Annotated in this window: 23 protein-coding genes and 1 rRNA gene; 2 read left to right on the plus strand and 22 right to left on the minus strand. The window is 49.1% G+C overall.

What is annotated here, in order from left to right; all coding sequences use genetic code 11:
* Both IEW26_RS23795 and IEW26_RS23800 read right to left on the minus strand, forming a co-directional pair.
* Positions 1–326: ribosomal RNA gene (locus tag IEW26_RS23795) — 16S ribosomal RNA — on the minus strand; the annotation flags it as partial.
* Positions 327–766: 440 nt separating this feature from the next.
* Positions 767–1,645 (minus strand): nucleotidyltransferase-like protein, encoded by an 879-nt coding sequence (locus IEW26_RS23800; RefSeq protein ID WP_229730000.1) that lies wholly within the window; start codon positions 1,643–1,645, stop codon positions 767–769.
* 131 nt (positions 1,646–1,776) lie between these two features.
* Between IEW26_RS23800 and IEW26_RS23805 the strand changes: the two genes are divergently transcribed.
* Entirely contained in the window at positions 1,777–2,154 is a 378-nt protein-coding gene (locus tag IEW26_RS23805) for a DUF2614 family zinc ribbon-containing protein (protein WP_188594184.1), read from the plus strand.
* 109 nt (positions 2,155–2,263) lie between these two features.
* Here the strand turns inward: IEW26_RS23805 and IEW26_RS23810 are convergent, their stop codons facing one another.
* The 16 genes from IEW26_RS23810 to uptA all read right to left on the minus strand — a co-directional run bounded on the left by IEW26_RS23810 (position 2,264) and on the right by uptA (position 16,059).
* Positions 2,264–3,994, minus strand: a complete 1,731-nt coding sequence (locus IEW26_RS23810; protein WP_188594185.1) for a glycosyl hydrolase family 18 protein — start codon at positions 3,992–3,994, stop codon at positions 2,264–2,266.
* Between the two features lie 156 nt (positions 3,995–4,150).
* On the minus strand, positions 4,151–4,576 hold the full coding sequence (gene perR, locus IEW26_RS23815; RefSeq protein ID WP_110898428.1) for a peroxide-responsive transcriptional repressor PerR: 426 nt from the start codon (positions 4,574–4,576) through the stop codon (positions 4,151–4,153).
* A 131-nt stretch (positions 4,577–4,707) separates the two neighbouring features.
* The gene (locus IEW26_RS23820) at positions 4,708–6,129 is read right to left on the minus strand and encodes a DUF4097 family beta strand repeat-containing protein (protein WP_188594186.1); all 1,422 of its coding nucleotides are present in this window, start codon (positions 6,127–6,129) and stop codon (positions 4,708–4,710) included.
* Positions 6,130–6,154: 25 nt separating this feature from the next.
* Entirely contained in the window at positions 6,155–6,694 is a 540-nt protein-coding gene (locus IEW26_RS23825) for a hypothetical protein (RefSeq protein ID WP_229730001.1), read from the minus strand.
* Between the two features lie 206 nt (positions 6,695–6,900).
* Positions 6,901–7,611: an MgtC/SapB family protein gene (locus IEW26_RS23830; protein WP_111268431.1), complete on the minus strand. Its 711-nt coding sequence runs from the start codon at positions 7,609–7,611 to the stop codon at positions 6,901–6,903.
* A gap of 32 nt (positions 7,612–7,643) precedes the next feature.
* Positions 7,644–8,111, minus strand: coding sequence for a GNAT family N-acetyltransferase (locus IEW26_RS23835; protein WP_188594188.1), 468 nt, complete (start codon positions 8,109–8,111; stop codon positions 7,644–7,646).
* Between the two features lie 137 nt (positions 8,112–8,248).
* Positions 8,249–9,688, minus strand: coding sequence for an Asp-tRNA(Asn)/Glu-tRNA(Gln) amidotransferase subunit GatB (gatB, locus tag IEW26_RS23840; RefSeq protein WP_111268429.1), 1,440 nt, complete (start codon positions 9,686–9,688; stop codon positions 8,249–8,251).
* Positions 9,689–9,714: 26 nt separating this feature from the next.
* Entirely contained in the window at positions 9,715–11,172 is a 1,458-nt protein-coding gene (gene gatA, locus IEW26_RS23845) for an Asp-tRNA(Asn)/Glu-tRNA(Gln) amidotransferase subunit GatA (RefSeq protein ID WP_111268428.1), read from the minus strand.
* Between the two features lie 28 nt (positions 11,173–11,200).
* Entirely contained in the window at positions 11,201–11,488 is a 288-nt protein-coding gene (gatC, locus tag IEW26_RS23850) for an Asp-tRNA(Asn)/Glu-tRNA(Gln) amidotransferase subunit GatC (RefSeq protein WP_111268427.1), read from the minus strand.
* 174 nt (positions 11,489–11,662) lie between these two features.
* Positions 11,663–12,046 (minus strand): ATPase, encoded by a 384-nt coding sequence (locus IEW26_RS23855; RefSeq protein WP_111268426.1) that lies wholly within the window; start codon positions 12,044–12,046, stop codon positions 11,663–11,665.
* Between the two features lie 338 nt (positions 12,047–12,384).
* Positions 12,385–12,621, minus strand: coding sequence for a sigmaY antisigma factor component (locus IEW26_RS23860; RefSeq protein ID WP_188594189.1), 237 nt, complete (start codon positions 12,619–12,621; stop codon positions 12,385–12,387).
* On the minus strand, positions 12,614–12,949 hold the full coding sequence (locus tag IEW26_RS23865; RefSeq protein ID WP_188594190.1) for a YxlC family protein: 336 nt from the start codon (positions 12,947–12,949) through the stop codon (positions 12,614–12,616). The genes IEW26_RS23860 and IEW26_RS23865 overlap by 8 nt, the downstream gene beginning before the upstream one ends.
* A gap of 1 nt (position 12,950) precedes the next feature.
* Positions 12,951–13,478 (minus strand): RNA polymerase sigma factor SigY, encoded by a 528-nt coding sequence (sigY, locus tag IEW26_RS23870; RefSeq protein ID WP_188594191.1) that lies wholly within the window; start codon positions 13,476–13,478, stop codon positions 12,951–12,953.
* A 756-nt stretch (positions 13,479–14,234) separates the two neighbouring features.
* On the minus strand, positions 14,235–14,867 hold the full coding sequence (locus IEW26_RS23880; protein WP_111268421.1) for an MBL fold metallo-hydrolase: 633 nt from the start codon (positions 14,865–14,867) through the stop codon (positions 14,235–14,237).
* 5 nt (positions 14,868–14,872) lie between these two features.
* Entirely contained in the window at positions 14,873–15,442 is a 570-nt protein-coding gene (locus tag IEW26_RS23885) for a thioredoxin family protein (protein ID WP_188594193.1), read from the minus strand.
* Complete coding sequence (uptA, locus tag IEW26_RS23890) at positions 15,442–16,059, minus strand: undecaprenyl phosphate transporter UptA (protein ID WP_188594194.1); 618 nt, start codon at positions 16,057–16,059, stop codon at positions 15,442–15,444. Before uptA ends, IEW26_RS23885 begins: the two co-directional genes overlap by 1 nt.
* A 160-nt stretch (positions 16,060–16,219) precedes the next feature.
* Between uptA and IEW26_RS23895 the strand changes: the two genes are divergently transcribed.
* Complete coding sequence (locus IEW26_RS23895; protein WP_188594195.1) at positions 16,220–16,567, plus strand: dehydrogenase; 348 nt, start codon at positions 16,220–16,222, stop codon at positions 16,565–16,567.
* A gap of 253 nt (positions 16,568–16,820) precedes the next feature.
* On the opposite strand, the gene IEW26_RS30670 is transcribed toward IEW26_RS23895, so the two are convergent.
* The 4 genes from IEW26_RS30670 to IEW26_RS23915 form a co-directional block, all read right to left on the minus strand.
* On the minus strand, positions 16,821–19,475 hold the full coding sequence (locus IEW26_RS30670; RefSeq protein ID WP_308423565.1) for an O-antigen ligase family protein: 2,655 nt from the start codon (positions 19,473–19,475) through the stop codon (positions 16,821–16,823).
* A 226-nt stretch (positions 19,476–19,701) separates the two neighbouring features.
* The gene (locus tag IEW26_RS23905) at positions 19,702–19,842 is read right to left on the minus strand and encodes a hypothetical protein (RefSeq protein ID WP_188594197.1); all 141 of its coding nucleotides are present in this window, start codon (positions 19,840–19,842) and stop codon (positions 19,702–19,704) included.
* A gap of 92 nt (positions 19,843–19,934) precedes the next feature.
* A complete protein-coding gene (locus tag IEW26_RS23910) occupies positions 19,935–21,176 on the minus strand; it encodes a class I SAM-dependent methyltransferase (RefSeq protein ID WP_229730002.1) in 1,242 nt (413 codons plus the stop codon).
* 66 nt (positions 21,177–21,242) lie between these two features.
* On the minus strand, positions 21,243–21,962 hold the full coding sequence (locus IEW26_RS23915) for a DUF6483 family protein (RefSeq protein ID WP_188594199.1): 720 nt from the start codon (positions 21,960–21,962) through the stop codon (positions 21,243–21,245).
* Positions 21,963–22,094: the final 132 nt, after the last annotated feature.

The raw sequence follows: 22,094 nt of genomic DNA on the forward strand, positions 1-22,094 counted from the left end.
GTGTGGCCGATCACCCTCTCAGGTCGGCTACGCATCGTCGCCTTGGTGAGCCGTTACCTCACCAACTAGCTAATGCGCCGCAGGCCCATCCTCAAGTGACAGATCGCTCCGTCTTTCCAGTTCCCTTCAGGCGAAGAAAACAAGTATTCGGTATTAGCTACCGTTTCCGGTAGTTGTCCCAAGCTTGAGGGCAGGTTGCCTACGTGTTACTCACCCGTCCGCCGCTAAGTCTCAAGGAAGCAAGCTTCCTATCCACTCCGCTCGACTTGCATGTATTAGGCATGCCGCCAGCGTTCGTCCTGAGCCAGGATCAAACTCTCCAATAAAGTATTGAAAAGAGCGATAAGCTCATTTTGAATCTGACGAGATTATAAATCTCATTGTTGTTCCAGTTTCCATACAGCCAGATGGCTTGCACCAAAAACCTTCACGTTCATTCTGCAAGCAGAATGATTACTCACTCGTTGTTCAGTTTTCAAAGATCAAACATGATTTATTTACTTCATTCTGTCTCAACCAAGTTTCGGCGGCGACTTGAATAATGTAACATATTTCATTTGTTTTCGTCAAGAACTTTTTTAGAAATTCTTTTTGTTCTTCACTTTCCCTCAAACAAATGGTTGTTTCACTCATTTGGGGAACGAAATATAATGTACCATATTCATCAGACAAGAGTCAACACCAAACTTATAAATTATTAAACAAACAAAAAAGGAAGGTTTCCCCTCCTTTACACTAGGCATAACACTTTAAATGTTTGAGGATGTCATGCTTCAATCCAATAGCGAATTTCACGCCCTTCCCCTTCAAGAGAGGGCCAACCCGCAGATTCCTTTACAATAGAACGAAGAACCAGTTTACGAAGTACAAGCGGAAGATCCTCTCGCACAAATCTCAGTCGAGGATGATGAACCAGTTCATGAATACTCCACGGTTCTTTCCGGCTTCTGATCACCCGCAGTAGAAGTTCGGAGCATTCCTCCATTTTGGACATAACCGAAAACTCGCATGCTAGCAAAATCAACTCCACCCGCTGTTCCAGCGTTTCGGAACTTACCGTAAGCTCCTGATAGAGCTTCCACAGTGCACGATCCAACTGCTGTATATGAGTCCAGACGGCATGATCAGGGTACATGCCTTGCTCAATAAGTACAATTCTGGCCCAGTTCCCCAGAGCCTTAAGCGCATCATAATACGCATCCACAACATGGCCCTGCTGCATATGACGCCTGGCTTCAACGTACATTCTCAGAAAACTGGTGAACTCATGAAACAGTTTTTGCTCCCGCAACTCATTGCCGAATGAAGACAATTCTTCACGCAATTGAGTAATCTGATCATCCGTTTCCCAGATGATTTCCCCTTCAATCAGGCATTGCATGAGATTATAGTGCTCTCCTGTAACCGCAGTAATCTGCAATTCAGACCAGCTGGCATAGATCAACTGATAACGAAGATCACCGTATCTGTAATGTTCAACAGTTGATGTGGATTGATCTGTATTGAGGACAATCAATACCAGCAAGTCAAAATCCTGAATCAGGGAGCCGTGGAATCGCTCTCCCGGATGGGAATAAGCGATAGCCCCAACTGCCCCTGTCTCTTCCGACTGTTCAGACAAAAAAGCAAGGTTCTTTAATTCCACGATTCCCTCCATACAATTTATACAATTCATGGCAGAATGGCGCCAAGTCAGTTATAATGTAATTCTACATGAAGTACAACGTTTCCTTCTTTTTCGAGTCCAATACTACTCATACGATAGGAGCATTTTTCATGATTTTTAAATCAGCAAAAATTAATGCTTTTCGCACTTGGGGATTACTCTTAACCATGCTAGGCATGGGCCTAATGATCCTGGGTACAGCCGGAATCGTGTTCTGGGGACACGCCGGAAAAGTCATCGCAGCTGTAGGACTGGTTATAGGGCTTGTCGCTATGCTTGGCAGTTTAATCATTTATTTCTGGGCCGGAATGCTCTCAACCAGCGCTGTACAGGTCGATTGCCCTGAATGCGGCAAGCTAACCAAGATGCTGGGCAAGACAGATCGCTGCATGTTTTGTCATACGATCCTTACAATGGACCCAAGCAAAGCCAATACGATGAGTACGCCTATAGAGACGAATGCCCCTCCCGCTGCACCTACCGAATAGCTTTACAATTACACCTCCCTGCCAATAAAAAATAAAGAAGGCCCGGTATACTCTACCGGACCTTCTACTTGCTAGCGTTGAATAAAATTATAAAAGGATCAGTTCAACATCATTTAGAGTAACCCGCTTGCTTGAGCGTTTCCCATGCGGATGCATTGGCAAAGCTTCGGTTCCATGCTGCCACTCCGCCCAGCTTAAGCGAAGCAATCAGCTCTACTCTTGCTTGCAGGGATACCGCATCTTCAATCCAGATCTTTTGGACAGCTCCATCTTCCTTGTATTCCACGTAGTTCTGCCCACTTGCCTGGTCAAGCACAAGTTTAAGCTTCTTCTCCTTGATCAGTTCCTGCACGGTGTTCATTCCGACAGCCTTGGAGGATACTTTAATCTCCCCTTGTTCATTCTCTTTTTCAGTCCAGATGCGTGTGTACAGGGGAACCGCCATAACCAGCTTGTCCGCAGGCACCTCATCTTCTTCCAAGATACGCCGCACCGAAGACTCCGTCCATGGAAGCGAGGCTACAGAGCCTGCTTTGGGACTGGCTGCCCAGTGCTCGTCATATGCCATCACCATCATATAATCAACAAAAGCTCCCAATCCGCGCCGATCCAAAAAGGCAGACCACATTTCACTATTCGATTTTGGCGTAACATCTACGGATAACATCAGTCCATGAATGCGAGCCATCGCCTTTATTTCACGAACAAACTGGGTCACGTTGGCCCCATCATCGGTATACACATTTTCAAAATCAATGTTAATGCCATCCAGTCTGTACGTTTGAGCATAGGCCAGCATCTGTTCAATGATATGTGTACGCTTGGCGTAGGTCGAGAGCGCGTCCTTAGTAATGTCCGGATCAAAGCTGTTATCCATCAGTCCCCATACTTCCATCCCTGAACGATGAGCCCAATTAACGTAAGATTGATCCGCCTTGCTTTTCACTGCGCCTTTGCCATCCGTAATATGGAACCATGTCGGGCTTACCACATTGACCCCTGGCATCTTCCCGATTGAGCTTACATCCGGCTGACGATTGTAGACCGCTTCCCAGACCAGATTGACCGGTTTGTTTTTCCACTTTTTCTCCGCAGCAGTTGGTGTGAACTTCGGGGTGTCCAGCGTTTTTTTCTCACCCAGAACAACATAGTCATTATTCACATAACCGGCATACCCGTTATCCATTTGTACAAAGCTTTGATCCTTCCCCGTCTGCCATACGCGTATTCTCGTGTTCTGCTGCATATCGGTGAGAATAGGCGAGGTTTCATCGCCGCGTTTATATAACGGGACTGTTTTATCCTCATCCGACGATCGGGTATCAATCGATGCATATTGTATCGTATCTCCACCACGCATCAAAATCACTGCACCTGTGGTGGTATCCTCCTGCACGCTCAGGCCATACACCTCTTTCAGAGGTTGAAGAGGAATATACGCTTCCTCCCCCTTGACCTCCGGCTTCACTTTCAGCGGATAATCTTGATGATTCAGTTCTGCCTTGGTGCTGTCTTCTTTCATATGAAGCACACGTTGCGGCGAAGCAATAATGATATCCCCCGAGTCAGGCTCGTATCTGATCCCTGGATCGATCGATTCTTGCAGCACTTTCACCGGAAGTTTAAGCTGATTGCCTGTGCCCAGGGCTTCCTCATTCATAAGCTGTCCATCTACAAAAATAGGCTGATTTCTTCCGAGCCAATCCGGGTCTTCATAGACCTTGTTCAACCAAAGACTGGTTATAAGCCAATAGGCACCGCCAGCCACAAGACAAGCTCCGAGTAATCCCGGCCAAAATGAACGTCGTTTACGACGTGTATATTTGCTTTTTCTACCCAAACGACTACCTCCGTTAATTCCATCATGATAGTAAAAAATCCATAAAGCGCCATGTTCAAACCATAGTATTGTTCATGTCTCGTTTTAGCTGCCTTTAAAAATAAAAAACGTGAAGAATCCATACTGAATTCCACACGTCAATATTGTAAATCATCTCTATTGATCCCTGCAACTTTTGCAAACACCATATACTTCCAATCGGTGACCATGCACTTCAAATCCCGTACTTGAAGCAGCTTGAAGCTCAACGCTCTTTAACGAAGGGTAGCTGAAGTCTTCAATCTTGCCGCATTGATCACATATCACATGATAATGATCCGTCACATTGGCATCAAAACGGCTTGAATTATCTCCATAAGTCAGTTCCCGGACCATACCGGCTTCCAGAAACATTTTCAGATTGTTATATACGGTCGCCACGCTCATACTCGGAAATTGGGGTTCGAGTGCCCGGTAAATTTCGTCAGCTGTCGGATGCCCCATCGATTCCATTAAATAGTTTAATATGGCATGACGCTGGGGTGTAATACGGACACCGGTCGTTTTGAGCTGCTCCAACGCATGTTGGACACGTGTTGCCATAAAGCCCACCGCCTTACCTTTCATTCTGTGGACGCCCTACCCTTCATTGGCTGTGGACGTCTCAACTTTCATTGGCTAGTCGTGTAACCTTGCCAGTGTACATTTATTGTACGGCGATTGCAAGTTTATTGTCAACGCGACGATGCGGGGTCATCCGCTGTATCCGGATTGGCATTCGGACCTGAATCCAACGTTTCTTCCCCGTTTACGTTAGTATCCTGCGACTCAGTTGAATTATTTTCCAAACCGGGAACTTCTGCATTCCGCTGAACGGTCAGGTCACTGTTACCTTCAATTTTGATCCTGTACTCTCCTTCGCCCAGCTGCCCTTCGATCGTTTTGTTCTTGACGTTGAATGGCATATCTGTTCGCAAATCTCCGTAACTGCTGGAGCCAGTCAAACTGTAATCACCGCGCTCGGGAATCACAATGTTGATTGCGCCAACTGCACTGTACACATCCCAATCTCCCCCGACTTTGGTGGAGACAATATGAATGCTGCCATTTAATGACTGGGCTTTGACGCCGAGATTGGCACTGTCCAGCGTAATATTTCCGTTTCGTGTCTCAGCGATAAACTCGCCAAAGGAGTCTGTAATGCTGATGCTTCCGACTTGTGTCGTCAATTCCACATCTCCCGAAACGCCGCGTGCCTTCATATCCCCCCGATTGCTATCCATATCTACATTGCCTGTTGCGTTGGCTACAATCACGTCCCCGTTCAGCGTCTTACCCGTAATATCACCGACCGCATTGTTAATACGAATTCTTCCATTGCCCGTCTCTGCCACAATCGTTTTGATCGCCTCAGGACGGTTTAACAAAATCGCACCGTTGGACGTACGAATATCAAGATTGAATCGACGATCATCTGGAACGGTAATGGTCATATTCATGCGTGGTTGTGTTTTTTCATTGTCACCATACGCTTTTCCTGTCGTTTTGATACGAATAACCTTGTCACCTTCGACCTCAACAAAGGATGCCGCTGCTACCGCCTTGGCCTGCACTTCAGATGCCTGATCTACCCAGACCACCGTCTTCACCTTGATTTCATCGGTTTCACCGCGCTGCAGTGTGATATCTCCGTTTACCCCCTCAACCACGATATCAGAAGTATCCATCCGTACAGGCACGCCAACGACACCTTTATCCTCCATATATCCGGCAGCCTGGCTATAATCCATTGAAGCTGCTCCCAGATTGAGACTTACCCGGTTCCATAAATGCATGTAGTGATCCTGCTCGGTCACAATAAATACGGAGGCTGTCAAAATCAAAGAAGACAGAATGCCCTTGGCATCGGGTCTAAAACGTCTTTTTTGAGGTTCATCTAATGGAGATAGATGTTCCGAATCCCTTCTGCTTCTCCTGCGTGTCCACAGGAACAACAAAATCCACTCTACACCGAAGCTAACCAGTAAAAATGGCCACCAATCCACGACCTCATATAGGTAGTCTGTTCCCCACCGTTTATCCAAAATGAGCAGTACACCGACCGTTATAATCAAGGCCGCAGCCGTATAACGTCCAACCCGGATTTTACGGTTCATTCCTTTCCCTCCCTGCACGATTACCCTATGTTTTCTTCCTGCGCAGCATAGCCCAGATTTCCCGGCCGAACAGCAGCAAGCCACCTGCAATCATAAGGACCGCAAAGGAATATGCTCCGTACATTGCGATCAGCTCCTGAAACCAGCGTGGTTTGCGGAAAAACAGCACCATCAGCGCTCCACCCGCAATAAGTAAAAGTCCAGACGAAATGCCTCGCTCCCAAACCATCATTCGCTCCCGCTCCGGCCGTTCACCGGACACCGGCTTGTCCATATTTGCTTGTGTCACAGCACGCCGTCTGCGCATCATGACCCAGTCAGCCGATTGCAGCACGTCATACACATTGTAAAAATAAATGACCGGAATACAAAGAGCGAGCAGAATTAGCAGCGGCACATTGATCTGTATGCCAATGGACGAGAAATACAGCAAAGCGGATAAATCAAGTAATACAAGCAGTATATAAGTCAAACCGCGCATGTACAGCCGCAAATAAATATGTCCCAATCCCGGAATGACAGCACCAAGCAGCCCCGCAATGAATTTATGCGTTTTATTTCTCACCTTTTTGGGTTTCCTAGCCCTTCCCGTTCGCTTGCCGTCTGTTTGCCCTTTCTTCATAGCTGCTCCTTTCCTCGGAAAATGTTCGCTTCCGCTCATCGTGCATTTGGTTAGATAGTACCCTAAAGCGCCACAAGAGTAACTGGAAGAAAAATGGATATCGAGAAAAACCCTCCGCCATTCCTGCCATTGGAGGGTTGAGATTTTCTTTATTCAATAGAGACTTTGGTCATGTGTTCCCACTGTCTCAGCTTGGAGACCATTTGGATCGTTTTAAATTCATGCGGCACCTGAACGTGCAGCACAATTTCTATTTTCGGTTCGACAGGTGTGACCTCTGCAAAAGAAAGATCCTGCTCATTGACCGTAATTTTACGAATCTTAATCTTCTCCTGCTCCATAAAAGACGACACCTTCTCTAATGTGCCAGGCTCAGACAACGTATGAAGCGTAATCACATGCAGCTTGTTACCACGTAAATATCTTAGCTCTAGTTTATTAAACACCCATAGATTCAGGAGCACAAGCACAGTCGAAACGATGGAGGCAAAAAAGAAACCCGCACCTGCTGCAAGACCAATCGCAGCAACAACCCAGATCGAAGCTGCCGTTGTAAGTCCAGTAATGGATTTACCTGTGAAAAGTATCGTTCCTGCACCCAGGAAGCCAACGCCGGTGATTACCGCTGTAGCCAGACGAGCCGGGTCGATCCTTACGTTTAATTCATGTGCAAAATCCTTAAAACCATAAATAGACAGCATCATAATCAGTGCTGACCCAAGACAAACCAGAATATGCGTTCGAAGTCCAGCTGCATGATTGGAACGCTCACGTTCCAGTCCGACCAGGCCGCCAAGCAGCATGGCCAACAGTAAACGAAGTAAAATATGCCATTCATCAATAAACCAAGGACCACTCAACGTTGTAGTTCCCCCCTAAGTTGTTCACATGCTTAAAGCTTATTCTTATGAAATGTCGTTAATTCCACTCCCGGTGCAATCTGTACCGCTTCCACGGGCTCAAAGCCAAACCGTCTATACAGGTTCACTGCGGGTTGGTTGCGCGTGCCTGTAGACACGATGTAGCGTGGCAGATCCGGATGCTCTGCAAAAACGTGCTGCATAAGTGAAGCAGCAATGCCTTTACGGAAATGATCGGGATGAACCATCATACGTGTAATGGTCAGTGTGTTTATTTCCTCCTCTGCCACAGCGACCGCACCAAGCAGTTCCCCATCTCCGTCGTCCACGCATCCGTAGAAGGTTTCTCCACAGTTCTGCAAGGTTTCCATCGTATCCAGCAAAGGCGGAATATCCTGAAATCCGATGATCTTTGCTTCCAGTCGGTAAGCCATATGCTGCAGTCTCCACAACTGGCCTAACGTATCTTCATCACGTAAAGACAATGATTGAATTCTCATCGTTAAAGCAGCTCCCTCGTCTCAGGCTGAAAAATCATCGAAACTATATGACACGGTACGTCAGTGTCAGTCTGTTATACAGCAAAAAGAGGCTGTCACAGGGACGAGCCTCTTTCTGTCCGGCCTCACCGGAAGGATTAGCGGTTCAGTACGTCTGTAAGCAGTTGATTGGCGAGGGCAGGATTTGCCTTGCCTTTACTTTCCTTCATGACTTGACCTACAAGGAAACCGATCGCTTTTTGTTTACCTGCCTTGTAATCCTCGACGGATTGCGGATTATTTGCAACCACCTGCTCCACAATGGCAAGGATAGCTCCTTCGTCACTGATCTGAACAAGTCCCTTCTCTTCAACGATCTGCTGCGGAAGCTTGCCGCTTTCCAGCATTTCCTTGAATACGGTTTTGGCAATTTTGCTGTTAATTGTACCTTTCTCCAGCAAGCCAATCATCTCGCCAAGCCCCTGTCCCGTCAGCGGAACCTGCGTTACCTCAAGGTTATTGGTATTGAGATATCCTAACAGGTCACCCATAATCCAGTTGGATACGGATTTAGCGTCCTGTGTATATTTGAGGCTGTCTTCGAAGAGATCAGCGATCGCTTTGGAGGACGTAATAACCTCCGCGTCATAGCTTGGCAGACCATAATCTGCTGTATAACGGGCTTTACGTTGATCCGGCAGCTCTGGAATGGATGCTCGGATACGCTCCTTCCATTCAGCATCAATATGCAATTTAACCAGATCCGGGTCCGGGAAATAACGGTAGTCATGCGCCTGCTCTTTACCACGCATCGACAATGTTTTGCCCTGAGCCTCGTCCCAGCGGCGTGTCTCCTGAACCACTTCTCCGCCTTCGTCGAGAATTTCAGCCTGACGATATTGTTCATATTCCAGACCGCGCTGTACACCGCGGAAGGAGTTCATGTTTTTCAGCTCCGCCCGTGTACCCAGCTTCTCCTGTCCATGCGGGCGCAAGCTGATGTTGGCGTCACAACGCAGTGACCCCTCTTCCATCTTCACGTCCGACACTTCGCAGTACTGCATGATCGCACGCAGCTTCTCCAGATATGCGCGCGCTTCCTCCGGGGAGGAAATTTCCGGCTCGGATACAATCTCCACCAGCGGAGTTCCGACACGGTTAAAGTCTACAAGAGAAGCGTAACCGCCATCTACGTGTGTAAGCTTGCCTGCATCCTCCTCCAGATGCAGACGAGTGATACCGATACGTTTGGTCTCGCCATTGACTTCAATATCAATCCAGCCATTCTCACCAATCGGCTGGTCAAATTGTGAAATCTGATACGCTTTAGGTGAGTCCGGGTAAAAGTAGTTTTTACGGTCAAACTTGCTGACATCAGCAATCGTACAGTTGAGGGCCATCGCTGCTTTCATAGCGTAGTCAACAGCCTGACGATTCAATACAGGCAGGACACCCGGGTGTCCGAGACAAACGGGACAAGTGTGTGTATTAGGCGGTGCTCCAAAAGCGGTAGAGCAGCCACAGAAGATTTTGGAGTTGGTATGCAACTCCACATGGACTTCAAGTCCAACGACCGTTTCATATTTAGTTGCGGACATTTCGATTTACCTCCGTTCCGGGCAGTCTACAGCTGCGGACGCTGCTTGTGGAATGCTGTATTTTGTTCATACGCATGCGCTACGCGCAGTACGGTTGATTCATCAAAAGCTTTACCGATAATCTGCAGGCCAACTGGCAGCCCATCTGCGAATCCGCAAGGGATGCTGACCGCGGGTACGCCCGCCAGGCTGACTGGAATAGTCAGAATGTCGTTCAGATACATCGTAAGCGGATTGTCTACTTGAGACCCCAGTTTGAATGCTGTTGTTGGTGCGGTAGGTCCAATGATTACGTCATATTTGGCAAATACATCATCAAAGTCCTGTTTAATCAGCGTGCGCACCTTTTGAGCTTTCAAATAATACGCATCATAGTAGCCGGAGCTGAGTGCATAGGTTCCAAGCATAATACGTCGTTTCACTTCGGGACCAAATCCCTGGCTTCTGGACTGATGATACAGATCCAGCAAATTCTCCGGGTTGTCTGCACGTACACCGTAACGTACGCCGTCGAAACGGGCCAGGTTCGAGGAAGCCTCGGAAGAAGCAAGCAAATAATACGTTGCTACTGCGTATTCGGTATGTGGAAGAGAAACCTCTTCCCATGTAGCGCCAAGCCCTTCAAGCACTTTGAGAGAAGCCAGAACCGTCTCTTTGACCTGTGGATCAACGCCTTCACCGATATATTCTTTTGGCACGGCGATACGCAGTCCTTTCACATCCCCCGTCAGTGCGCTCAAATAATCCGGGATATCTACGTTGGCAGATGTCGAATCCTTGGCGTCATATCCGGCAATGGCCTGAAGCACATAAGCAGAATCTTCTACATTTTTGGTCAAAGGTCCGATCTGGTCGAGTGATGACGCAAATGCCACCAAACCAAAACGGGATACAAGTCCGTACGTCGGCTTCAATCCTACAACACCACAGTAAGAAGCAGGCTGACGGATAGAGCCACCCGTGTCTGATCCAAGTGTGAAGTAAGCTTCTCCCGCAGCCACCGCGGCAGCTGAACCGCCGGACGAGCCCCCTGGAACACGATCAAGCGCCCACGGATTGTGCACAGGCGAGAAGCTCGAATTTTCATTGGAACCGCCCATTGCGAATTCATCCATATTCAGTTTGCCAAGAGTGACGGTATCAGCGGCTTTCAGCTTTTCGACAACCGTTGCATCATACACCGGGTCGAAATTGCGAAGAAACTGGCTTCCGCAGGTTGTGCGCAGCCCGTTGGTTACGATGTTGTCCTTGATTCCTACCGGCAAGCCGAACAGCAAACCTTTCTCCTCACCGCTAACAAGACGGTCGTCCAGCTGCCGTGCGCGTGCGCGTGCATTCTCCTCATCCAGTGTCAGATAAGCCTTCACCTTGTCATCGTTCGCACCAATATTCTGATACGCCTGATCCACCAGGTCGCTGACCGACAGCTCTTTGGCATGCAGTTTGTTATGTAACTCAGGTAGTGAATGTTCAAATAAACTCACAGTACTTGTCCTCCCTTCTCTTGATCCGTTATTCCATGACAGCAGGCACTTTGAACTGCCCGTCTTCTTCTTCTGGAGCGTTGTGCATAACCTGTTCAATCGACAGGCTTTCCTTCGTTTCATCTTCACGCATCACGTTGCTGACATGCAGCACGTGAGTGGTCGGCTCAATGTGTTCTGTGTCCAGCTCATTCAGCTTCTCTGCATATTTCAAGATCGCGTTCAGTTGGCCTGTCAGCGTCTGTTCTTCTTCAGCAGTCAGATTAAGTCTGGCCAATCTGGCCACATGCTGAACGTCATTATTCGAAATACTCATTACGGGATGCCTCCTTCATTCGTTCTGTGCCTGAGACAGTACCTGAAAACAAAGCGTTCGTTTAACGGGCTAAAGTCCCAAGATAACTTTTCTAATTATAGGTGAGATAGTTCGACAATTCAATGCAAATGCAAAAAAGGAGCCGGCATCAGCCGACTCCTGAAATTCAAACATTTAAATCCATGCACGCAGATTAACCTGCTTTATAAAATCCGCCTGGGACATCACTTCGTTCGCGGTTTCTTCTTCCTCTTCCACAGCTTGAAGCTCTCCATTCATCAAGTGATGAAACAGCTTCTCGTTATGTGTCGCAAGGGCGTAATCTATCAACGCTTCTCGCTCGACCCGCTCAGCTTCCTGCTTCAGCAGAACCTCTTCCAAATCGACGTCGCCGGATGGAACAAAAAAGTTCCGATTTACCAGCGGCACTCGAAGCACGTAATCGAACGCATTGTCCGGATTCCGGTCATAAGCGATGATGTATCCATATTCCCCCACAGGAAGATTCTGCTCAAACGCATCCGCGACGATGACAACCTTCTCTCCTAATCGCAGCATCGTCTAACCTCCTGGTAGTCTATCATTCATATTTATTTGTATAGTCTACTAGAAAAGAATAACGATGTCTAGGAATACTAGATTCAAACAACATATTTGTGCAAAATCTTTTTATAAAGCCCTACATAAGTTAAACTAAAAATTTTACACAATCCACTCCGATGACAGAATAGCCTTCCAATTGCTGTTATCCCCAGATTTTTTCAATTCTCTTTTCCAAAGAGAAAATCCGGTGATAAAGGCGACCGCTCCGCTTTTCCAGTTTTTTTCTGCCCTCTCCGTTCATGTGTAAATGAATAGTTAAACTTATATACATCGTTTGATCTGACATATTGATGTTATCTATTTTTTTTGCTTCCCGCCTGTCGTTTACGATCCGTGCGAATGACAATCAGCCAATAGATCAGAAGCGGGCCAGGGAGGCTGGTAATGCCCCATAAGCCCCATAACCAGGGGAACCGGTCACGTTTGCGTGCATCCTGAAACATCCATGTACCTTGAATAAGGAGCATTAATGCCAGAAAAGCGAGCAGAACTGGAGGAATCTCTTCCAGTGAATAATGCAATTTATTCATGATCCACCGTCTCCTTCCGATGCCGGACAAACCATAAAGCAGCAATGATCCCAATAACGGTACCCATGACTTGTATGCCTAAATATACAGCGGGAGCTGAAACAAACAGCAGCGTTCCCAGCGTAATCACCATCAGCGCAACAAGCCAAAAGCAGAGCATTTCAACCAGATTGGCTCTGTGCTTGATGCGCCTCTGTTCTCTGACATGAGATTCGAGGGATGCAAGCGAAGGAATGTCTGCCGGTTCACATACATCATCCAGCGCTTTCATAGACTGCTGCAGCTGCTGCAGCAGCTCCTTTTCCTGTGACTCATCAGATGGGCTCATTTTACTCCAGCTCCTTTCTTAATTGACGGAGACCATAAGCTGTACGGGATTTGGCTGTTCCGGCAGGTATGCCCAGCATTGCCCCGATCTCATCATAACTATAGCCATAATAATGCTTCAGCAGCACGGTAATGCGATGCTCAGGGGTTAGCCTTGTCATTGCATCCATCACGTCCGTCCACGCTTCGTTTCGACTTTCGAGCTGCCAGCGAAAACGGCGAATCGCCTGCTGGCGAACCAGATCAAGCCAGCTCTGTTCTCTCTTCTTACGCCGGATTTTGTCTATATATATTCGGGTTGCAATAGTGATCATCCAGGATGAGAACGCTGATGTGCCATCATACCGCCGTATATTCTCCATACATCGAACCATGGTGTCCTGCACGATCTCTTCAGCCTGATTAGGGTCCATTGTAACTTTGACAAGGTACTTGTATACAAATGAATAATGGCGCTGTAATAGTGCCGCAAGTGCGCTGTCATCTCCCTCTGCCGCCCTGCGGACTTCCTCCAGCTCAGCTGTCTTCATTATGGCTATCACCTGCCTTCTGTTCGATCTGAAGATAATACGACGGACTGTGTCGAAACGTTCAACACCAAATCAGAGCATTGCAATCTTATAAAAAATGCGACAATTTCCCGAGCAATCAGACTCCATTTCGGTAATCCTGCAGTTTGTCGAACCAGCGTTGATTGCGGGCCCCGTGCTGCAGCACATGGCTATGCCAAATGTTGTGCTGGAGCTTAATGTTCTTGCTTCTCATTTCCCTCGTATCACATCTGCAATTGCTCGTTTCTGCCTGAACAGCATATAGACTGGACTGCTTGTTATTATAACTATTTGTAAGACTGTCGTTAGGTATGTATACTTTCTGACTAGCTGTTTCTTTGATGATCGATTGCATAACAGTATTCAACACAAGTCGTCGATCATCCAGACATGTATATTCCGGTAGTTGCTGGAGCTGAAGCACACTTATTTTCCTCACATCCATTCCTCTCACTTTCATCGTTTTATAAATTAAAATAAAGATTTCACCATCACTCTGATGACAGATTAACCGGCTATCCAATGTATTCTATATACACACTTACAGGAGAATACAGCTCTGAAAACAAAAAAAGAACGCAAACCGGGTATGGACCACAGTCTGCGTGCTTCGCGAGTTAGGGTATTTCTATTCAACGCTTTAGTTAAGTGATGCCTTAACGCTTGTAACAACTAATAGCTATTCTAATGAAAATTTTGCCGCTTGTCCAGACCTATTTCAGATAATGTGTCGAATTATCTTGAGGGAACATAAGGGTTGTTCTGTTTCTCATACCCTATCGTTGTTTTGGGACCGTGACCCGGATAGACAACAACGTCATCAGGAAATGAATACAGCTTGTTCTGTATGGAATCCACCAGATCGCGTTCACGTCCTCCTGTCAGATCCGTTCGGCCAACCCCCATCCGAAAGAGCACATCCCCGGCAAACAAATGCTTTCCACAAAGCAGGCTCACACTCCCCGGGGAGTGACCTGGCGTATGAAAAACCTGAAAGGACTGTCCAATCAGATTCAGCTTCTGACCTTCATCCAATGCAAACTCTGCGGGAGATGCCGTAATCGGCGGTGTGACCTGCGGCCAGTTCAATGAGCCATTCAGCTTTGCCGAAGTAAGCCAGTCGCTTTCAAGGTCATGAAGATATACGGGACATCCCTTGAGCTTGCGAATCTCCTCCACACCACCAATATGATCGAAGTGAGCATGGGTCAAAACAATCGCTTCAATCTCCAGGTCCTGAATCGCTTTGAGCAGTGGGCCTGGATTCATGCCTGGATCAACAATAACCGCTTTGCCCGGGTCCTCCCCCTGTAACAGGTAGGCATTCGTTTGCAACGGCCCGAGTGTAAATGTACGAATATTCAACATATGAATTAAAAACCCGAAATCAGCTCACGCATTTCACGAATGATCACTGCATGGGACTCCGTTCCTTCCCCGTAACGTTTCAAAATTTCTTTGCGTGCCTCAGCCATATTGTCCTGATAGTCCGCGGCTTCACGGTCAGGGTTCAGTCGTTTGAACTCTACCATAACCTCTTGCACATGCTGCGGACGAGGCCCCCATTGACCAAGCACATGTCCGCCTGTATCTGCAAAAATCACAATTGGCACCGAGCGGCCGCCCATCGTCAGAAACTCATCCATCACGTCAGGATGATTCTCCATGATCAGCACTTCGGTTGGAACACCCGAAATCTCCAGTGCTTGAAATACAACCGGGATATTGCGCACTACATCACCGCACCAATCCGCTGCCAGAATCAGCACACGCAGATCATCCCGATAATTCAGACTTTCAAAAAATTCACGATCCTCTTCACTTGCCCAGACAAAGCTGTCATAGTTCGCCTGAAATTCATTCTGATTTTTGGTCATACTTGCGATAAATTCCTTCGGCGGAAGACCTTTACCGAATTTGTGAGATAGATTAGGCTTGGACATTACTTCACACTTCCTTTCTTTTTACGTGCATTCATCCATTTGATGACAAAATAAATAATCAACAGAGCCAGTGCAACGAGCAGAATTGGCGTAATAAATGGCGCCGCCTTCTCGTCAACATGCTTCCACTGATCGCCAAGAACCATTCCTAAATATATAAACAATGCAGTCCACGGTATAACAGCGAGTGTGGTTAGCAAAATGAACTTGCCTGTATGCATTTTCGTGATGCCAGCCGGAATGGAAATCGCATGTCTGACCACCGGGACAAACCGTGCTGTGAAAATAACACCCGTACCATACTTGCGGAACCACTCTTCAGAATGATCGATGTGTTTTTTCTGGATCAGTATGTATTTACCGTAGCGTTCCAGTACAGGTCTGCCGCCATAACGACCAATCCAGTAAATAAACAGCTGGGCCAGAACCCCTCCCACTGTACCAAAGATCATCGCCCCGAAGAAGTTAATCTGATGCTGAGAAACGAGAAAACCGCCATACGCCAGCACAATTTCACTCGGAATCACCTCCAGCATTAAACCAAGCATAATACCGAAATATCCGAGGCTTTGAATCCAGTCGAATAATTGGCTGACTATGTTATGAATAACGTCCATCTCAACCCTCTTTCTTTGTCCTGAATGGGGGTGCCCTGCCGCACCGTGGAGTTTCGTCCTTATTTTATCACAGGCCCCTGAACGTGGCTACTTTGCGAGACATGCACAGTATCCCGCTGACGCGGCTCCGCATATGGTATGGGGAGAGGAGCGTGAGCATATGTCATTCAAATCTGTACCCGGATCTCCCCCGGTCAAACATAAGCAATCCGGTCAGAACCTGCCTTCTGCCCGAGGAATTCGCCGTGCCTGCAGCAAGGAATTATACCGGACAGCCAAGCGGTTGAAGCTGTACATCTCTCCAGAACGAATGAAGCAGGCTGAAGAATGCTACTATGCCAAAGTCATCGCCAACCTGCTGTGGATTGGAGAACATCGCAATGACCGCAAAAAGCTGTGTGACTGGTGGAATACGGAAGTCAGCGCAGAGATTGCAGCCCTGTGGGAGATCGACGCTGAACCGCTCAAAGAGGCGTTCAAACATGCCTTTGGCGGATATCGTCTGTAAAAAGAAAAGAAACGGGAACAGGCAGACGGGAATATGGCTCGTCTGCCTGTTCAAAGACATATTGGAACTTGCCTTGATCATGTAGCAGAAAAGTTTGGGGTTTTATAGATAAAAACAGGGTGTGCACTGGCACTTGAGCAGCGTTGCTGTTCAATAAATGGACTATAGCGATGTTACTGGGACAAGTTAGGCGTTTTCAGGCTGTGTCGTGATACAGGACCTGAACGGAAAATATTTCAGGTACTGCATGTTTCTACTTTAATTTGTTAGCCAGGTCTAGCGGTCTCCCAAACGAGCCCGCTGCCATCCTGCGCAAGTTCTCACCTGTGGTAACAGCCGACGCTTGTAGCAGGAAACGACGGTCATTGCGCATATGCTCTGCATTGACCTGAACTGCCAGCTTTTGATAACGATCATAGATTTGTACTCCGATTGCGGCCGTCTGTCTGGCTTGCTCTGTACGCCCTTGCCAGACTTCTCTCGCTGCCGTCTGCTCCATCCAGTACAGCGCTGCACTCTGGGTTTGATGATCATAACGGTTCAGTGCAATGGCTTCTGTCCAATATTGCCCCGCCTGATATCCGTTACCTGCAAGAGCCGCCAATCGTCCAAGCTCTGAATAAAGCTCGAAATCATGCGGCGCGTAGGACAAGCTTTTTAGCAGCACTGCTGTGGCTGCCTGATGTGACAGCATGCGTGAAAGAGCAATAGCCACATCTGTCCGTGCCGGATTCAGGCGGTAGGCTGCACGCAGATGCCCATAACGTGTCTCCCTGCTCACCCATTCTTCCCGTGCTTGACGATACTCCAGTTCAGCCCAATGGTGTAGTACTGTCATGCAGACTGTCCCTCCAAGCCAGCAGGCAAGCAGCAGCAGGAGCGCATAACGTTTGGGTTGACCTAGTACGCGGTGAGAGAAGGCCCGATGAATACAAGTATAGATGCAGTTGCAGGCACGGGCGAATACATCGATGCAGGTGAATCTGGGAACGATTGACCGCTCGGGGGACCGGGATGGATAGGGCTGGCTTACTCGTTTCAGGGCAGGGGCATATCCTGCGGCTCCATACGCTGAAACTTGAACTCGATTCGCAGCAGAAACAGGGGATGCCTCTGGAGAATTGTGCTTGGTGAACGGCTGCGGCGACATAAAATCCGCCTCTGCCTTCAGCGCAGCTGCCCATGCCGCGAGCCAGATGACGAGCATCCAGGCGAGCGCAAAGCTCCAGTCGAAGTCCACTGCACCATGCAGGACGAAGACCAGCACGGGCGGCAGCAGCCGCGGTGCGAAGCAGCGGATGCTGCGCAGGGTGAAGAGCATCCACCCTGACAGCAGCGCGATGCCGAGCAGGCCCGTATCCAGGGCCAGATCGAGCAGCCCGCTGTGAACCTCGCCGCCGACGTACGGCGAGGACTGGATGGCGCGGAACATGGTGCGCCATGTGTCTCCCCCGTGGCCGAGCCATGCGGCCTCGGTCCACAGCTGCAGGGCATCCCGCCACATCCGTAAGCGGGATGTGCCTGTGCCGACACCCGCCGCGAAGCGATCGGCGGTGGAGGCGGCGGCCAGCAGTGCGGCGGCGATGCACGCCAGCACCAGGGCCGCCATGGCAGCGGCGCGGCCTTTGCGGGCGCCGCTGTGCCACAGACGGCACAGCAGCAGCGTGCCGAGCAGCGCAGCTGCCCATGCCCCGGCCACGGCCAGCAGGCCGGGCACGGGTGCAGGCGCCAGCTGGGCAGCAGCCAGCTGGCGGTAGAGCCAGGCCGCGCACGCCAGGGGCGCGGCCACGGCCAGCAGCAGCGGCACGCGGGCACCGCGCCGCTGCAGGGCAAAGGCGGCGACCGCGGCGCAGCCGGTCGCCAGCAAAGCGCCGCGCGACTCGCTCAGCAGGAGCGCGGCTTGCGCGGGCATGAGCGGCAGCACCGCCGGGAAGAGCCGGCGGGCCGGGACAGTGCGCCCGGCCAGCACGCCCGCGGCGGCGGTCAGCCGCTCCAATGCGTACATGCCAACAATGGCACCGTACGCATTGGGGTACTGCAGCAATCCGCCGAGCCTTGCACCGGCGGAGCTAATCTCGGGGTCTGCTGTACGCATGACCCCGTAAGGCAGCGGCAGCACGCCGCACACGGCCAGCAGGCCGCTCAGCACAAGCACGCCGCCAGCCAGCTGCCAGCCACAGGCAAGCCAGCGCACACCACCCGGGCTCACGGCTAGCAGCGCCGCGAGCAGGGCAAACATCGCCAGCAGGCTCCAGCGCAGCATTTCATCCATGCTGCCCTGCGTGCTTGCCGAGCCCGCCCAGACATGTACGGCGTAACACAGCATCATTGCCGCAGGAAAAGCGACCAGCAGCAAGCCAGCTCTGCGCAGATGCATGGACTCCGACCTCACGAAGCCCGGTGCAGCCTGTTCCGGCATCCTCGCACCTCTACTGTACATCACAAGCGACAGCGCCACGATGACACCTGTCATTCCAATAACCGGATACATGTCGGCAGCGTTAAACAGCCCTCTGCGCAAGCACCCGGTCAGTAAAATAACCACCATGCTTAATCCGATGATGGTTGTGTATCTAGATCCTACCCTGCGCCTGTCACATTCGTTTTTCCTGATTCGGGCACATCTCGTTACAAGCACCCTTGATCCTGAACAACATGTTTGTTGTGGACCAGCTATACCGTTATATGTATTGTGTTGACCTTGCAAATAGCACCCGTATTCCGCATGTTCACTCGAGCCTGGCAGAAGATATCGATGATCGTGCTCTTCCCTGCCTTTTTCCCGCGCATCATTAACTTGCTTCTTGTAATCCCTTTCCGCCTTATTCCCTGCTCCTGTTCCATCATATTCTCCTGTTGTCCCTGCCTCTCGTACAGCCTTATCTGTCTTCGCGTTTGCACTTCTCATTCCACACCTCCTCTGCGCTTCAATCACCTTCAAGCTTTACAAGACTTCTCTCAGCAATCACGGAAACAAAAAAAGACAGAAGGTGCCCATTTCGGGTCCTTCTGCCTCATGTCCGCCAAGCTGCGAGATCAGTTCATGTTCGACAATGACAGTCCTATCTTTTTCATGAGCCTCACTTACGCAGGTGCTGACAAGTTTCCTTTATCATGGATTTATCCAATCTGCGTCACAGAATCCATACTTTATCCCAATATCTGCGCATCGAGTAAGGCGACCCTTGCATCAGTATGTCCCTTTCCTCACTTGTGCAGACCTTGCAGATAACATGTACCTGTCTTGTTTTATCAAACTGTTTTCTTTCGCTCATTCACCAAAACTTCCTTACCTTCGGCTGCATCACAATTGCTACGTTTTCACCAAAGCGTTACTTGCAATCCGTTCTTCCGCTCATCCCACAAGCTAATGCAGGTTACACTTCGCAGCACCTTGAAGCGTTTCTTTATGCACTTTGCCCGCAGTTTTGCTGCCTTCCACCGGAAGCAGGTCCGCACACGCACGCTCCAGATACGGATCGGCTTGAATAAAATCACGGAATGCAATGTATTCACTCCACATGTCCTGCACCTGACCCGCCTGACCGCGAACGGCGCGAATCAGAATATTTTTGGGGGTGTTCTCGAGGTCAATAAATTCGAGCAGCTGTGTCTTATATCCCATCACATCCAGCAGCTTGGCACGAATACCGTCCGTAGCAAGTGCGGAGAAACGTTCCTTCAGAATGCCGTGAGACAGCATCGGGTTCATAACGGAAGCCTCGACCTGATCATACAGCTCATGCTGACAGCAAGGCACGGACAGAATGACGGATGCTCCCCAGCGTACAGCCTTCTCTAAGGCAGCATCCGTAGCCGTATCGCAGGCGTGCAGGGTAACCACCATATCCACCTCGTTCAGCTCATCGTAATCTGCAATATCTCCAACGAGGAATTTCAGATCACCATAGTGCAAACGTCTGGCCAGATCATTACAATGCTCGATTACATCCGCCTTGAGATCCAGACCGATAATCTTGAGGGAACGACGCTGCAGCACAGATAAATAATGGTACAACGCAAACGTCAGATACGACTTGCCGCAGCCAAAATCAACGATGGTCAGCGGACGCCCTTCCGGCAGATGCGGAATGACATCCTGCACCATCTCCAGGAAACGATTGATCTGTCTGAACTTGTCGTACTTGCGTGCAAGCACATGTCCCTGCTCATTCATAATGCCAAGCTCGACGAGGAAAGAAACCGGAACGCCCTCCTCCAGCACATACTGCTTTTTGCGATTATGGGACAGGTCCACTGCTGTTTTGGATGGAGACTTGGTCAGGATCGATACTTTATATTTTTTGCTGATCAGAATTTGATAATCGGCCTCTGCCGTACAGAGCAATCCCTGACGAAATGTCTCTTCACATAACAAAGTCATGCGCTCCATCGCTTCAGTCGGGGTCAGATTCTCATGCAGCACTTTATTGGAATAATGAAAAGCAAACTGGTAATGAAGCTGATTTTTCAGCGTAACCGGCTTCACCTGCACTTTGGTAAACGAGACATTGTCCCGTCTGCGCAGCTGACTCCAGGTCGCCGTAATCAGCGAGTTCTGTTCAAAAATATCTTGTATAAGCTTTCGCAACGAATCCACGGGGTACATCTCACTTTCGGTTTGGTTTGGTCAACCGTTACCATACCATAAATCTTTTCCCTCTCCAAGTGACTGTTATTCATTCACCTGCTGACGTTTACTCTCCAGAGCTTCAAGCTGTGTCAATCCCTCTTCAACCTCGTCTCGCGGCAAGCCGCCCTGCTCCAGCTGTTCATCCGTAAGCTTTGTTAATCGCTCGTAGAACGCCCTCGCATCCGCCACATACTGCACGGGATACTCCGCGCCAAGATGAAGCAATCTATACCAACCGTTCTCGGCCGCATCATATCGTGCCTGCTGTTCCCGATATAGTGCAAGCTGTTTTTCCGTTCGTGCCGGAAGCTCATATCCTCGAATTTGCGCTATGACTTCCTCTATACGATCAGGCACTTGCAGCAGCTCGCGATTGGCACCATGGTTCATGGCATACAGATAAAAATGCAAAGCTCGCATAAATCGCACAAGCGCCGCATCCTCCGCTTCCATTTTCTCCCGATCATCAATGCCCTCTACTCTGGCCTTCTCCTGATAAATATATGCCTCTTCCTCTATGAGTCTCGCTGCTTGCTGCAGGTTGTCTACCTCTATTACACCGCGAAAACGGAACATCTCAATTACATCCTCTGCGGGCAGAGAGTTCAGCAAAGACAGATTCATGCCGAATTGTCTGCGCATCAGCTCATCCAGTTCAGACAAGGCCTCTGTATGTTTGCGTTGCTGTCTCAGTGTAAAAGCTTTGCCAATCGCCTCTGTCATTTCCTCCATCATGCGGAGCAGATAATCCTTCCTGAACATCGGTGCGCCCCCTCATATCTTCGATCATCATCAAACGTGCTGTGTCATTGGTGTATAGGTTTTATTTTAATTCATGCCGTAAAAAAAAGCGAAAGTCCGGCTTCCCCTGAGGTATGAAGCCGGGCAGTGAAA

This window comes from Paenibacillus silvae, assembly GCF_014639235.1.
Lineage (GTDB): Bacteria > Bacillota > Bacilli > Paenibacillales > Paenibacillaceae > Paenibacillus > Paenibacillus silvae.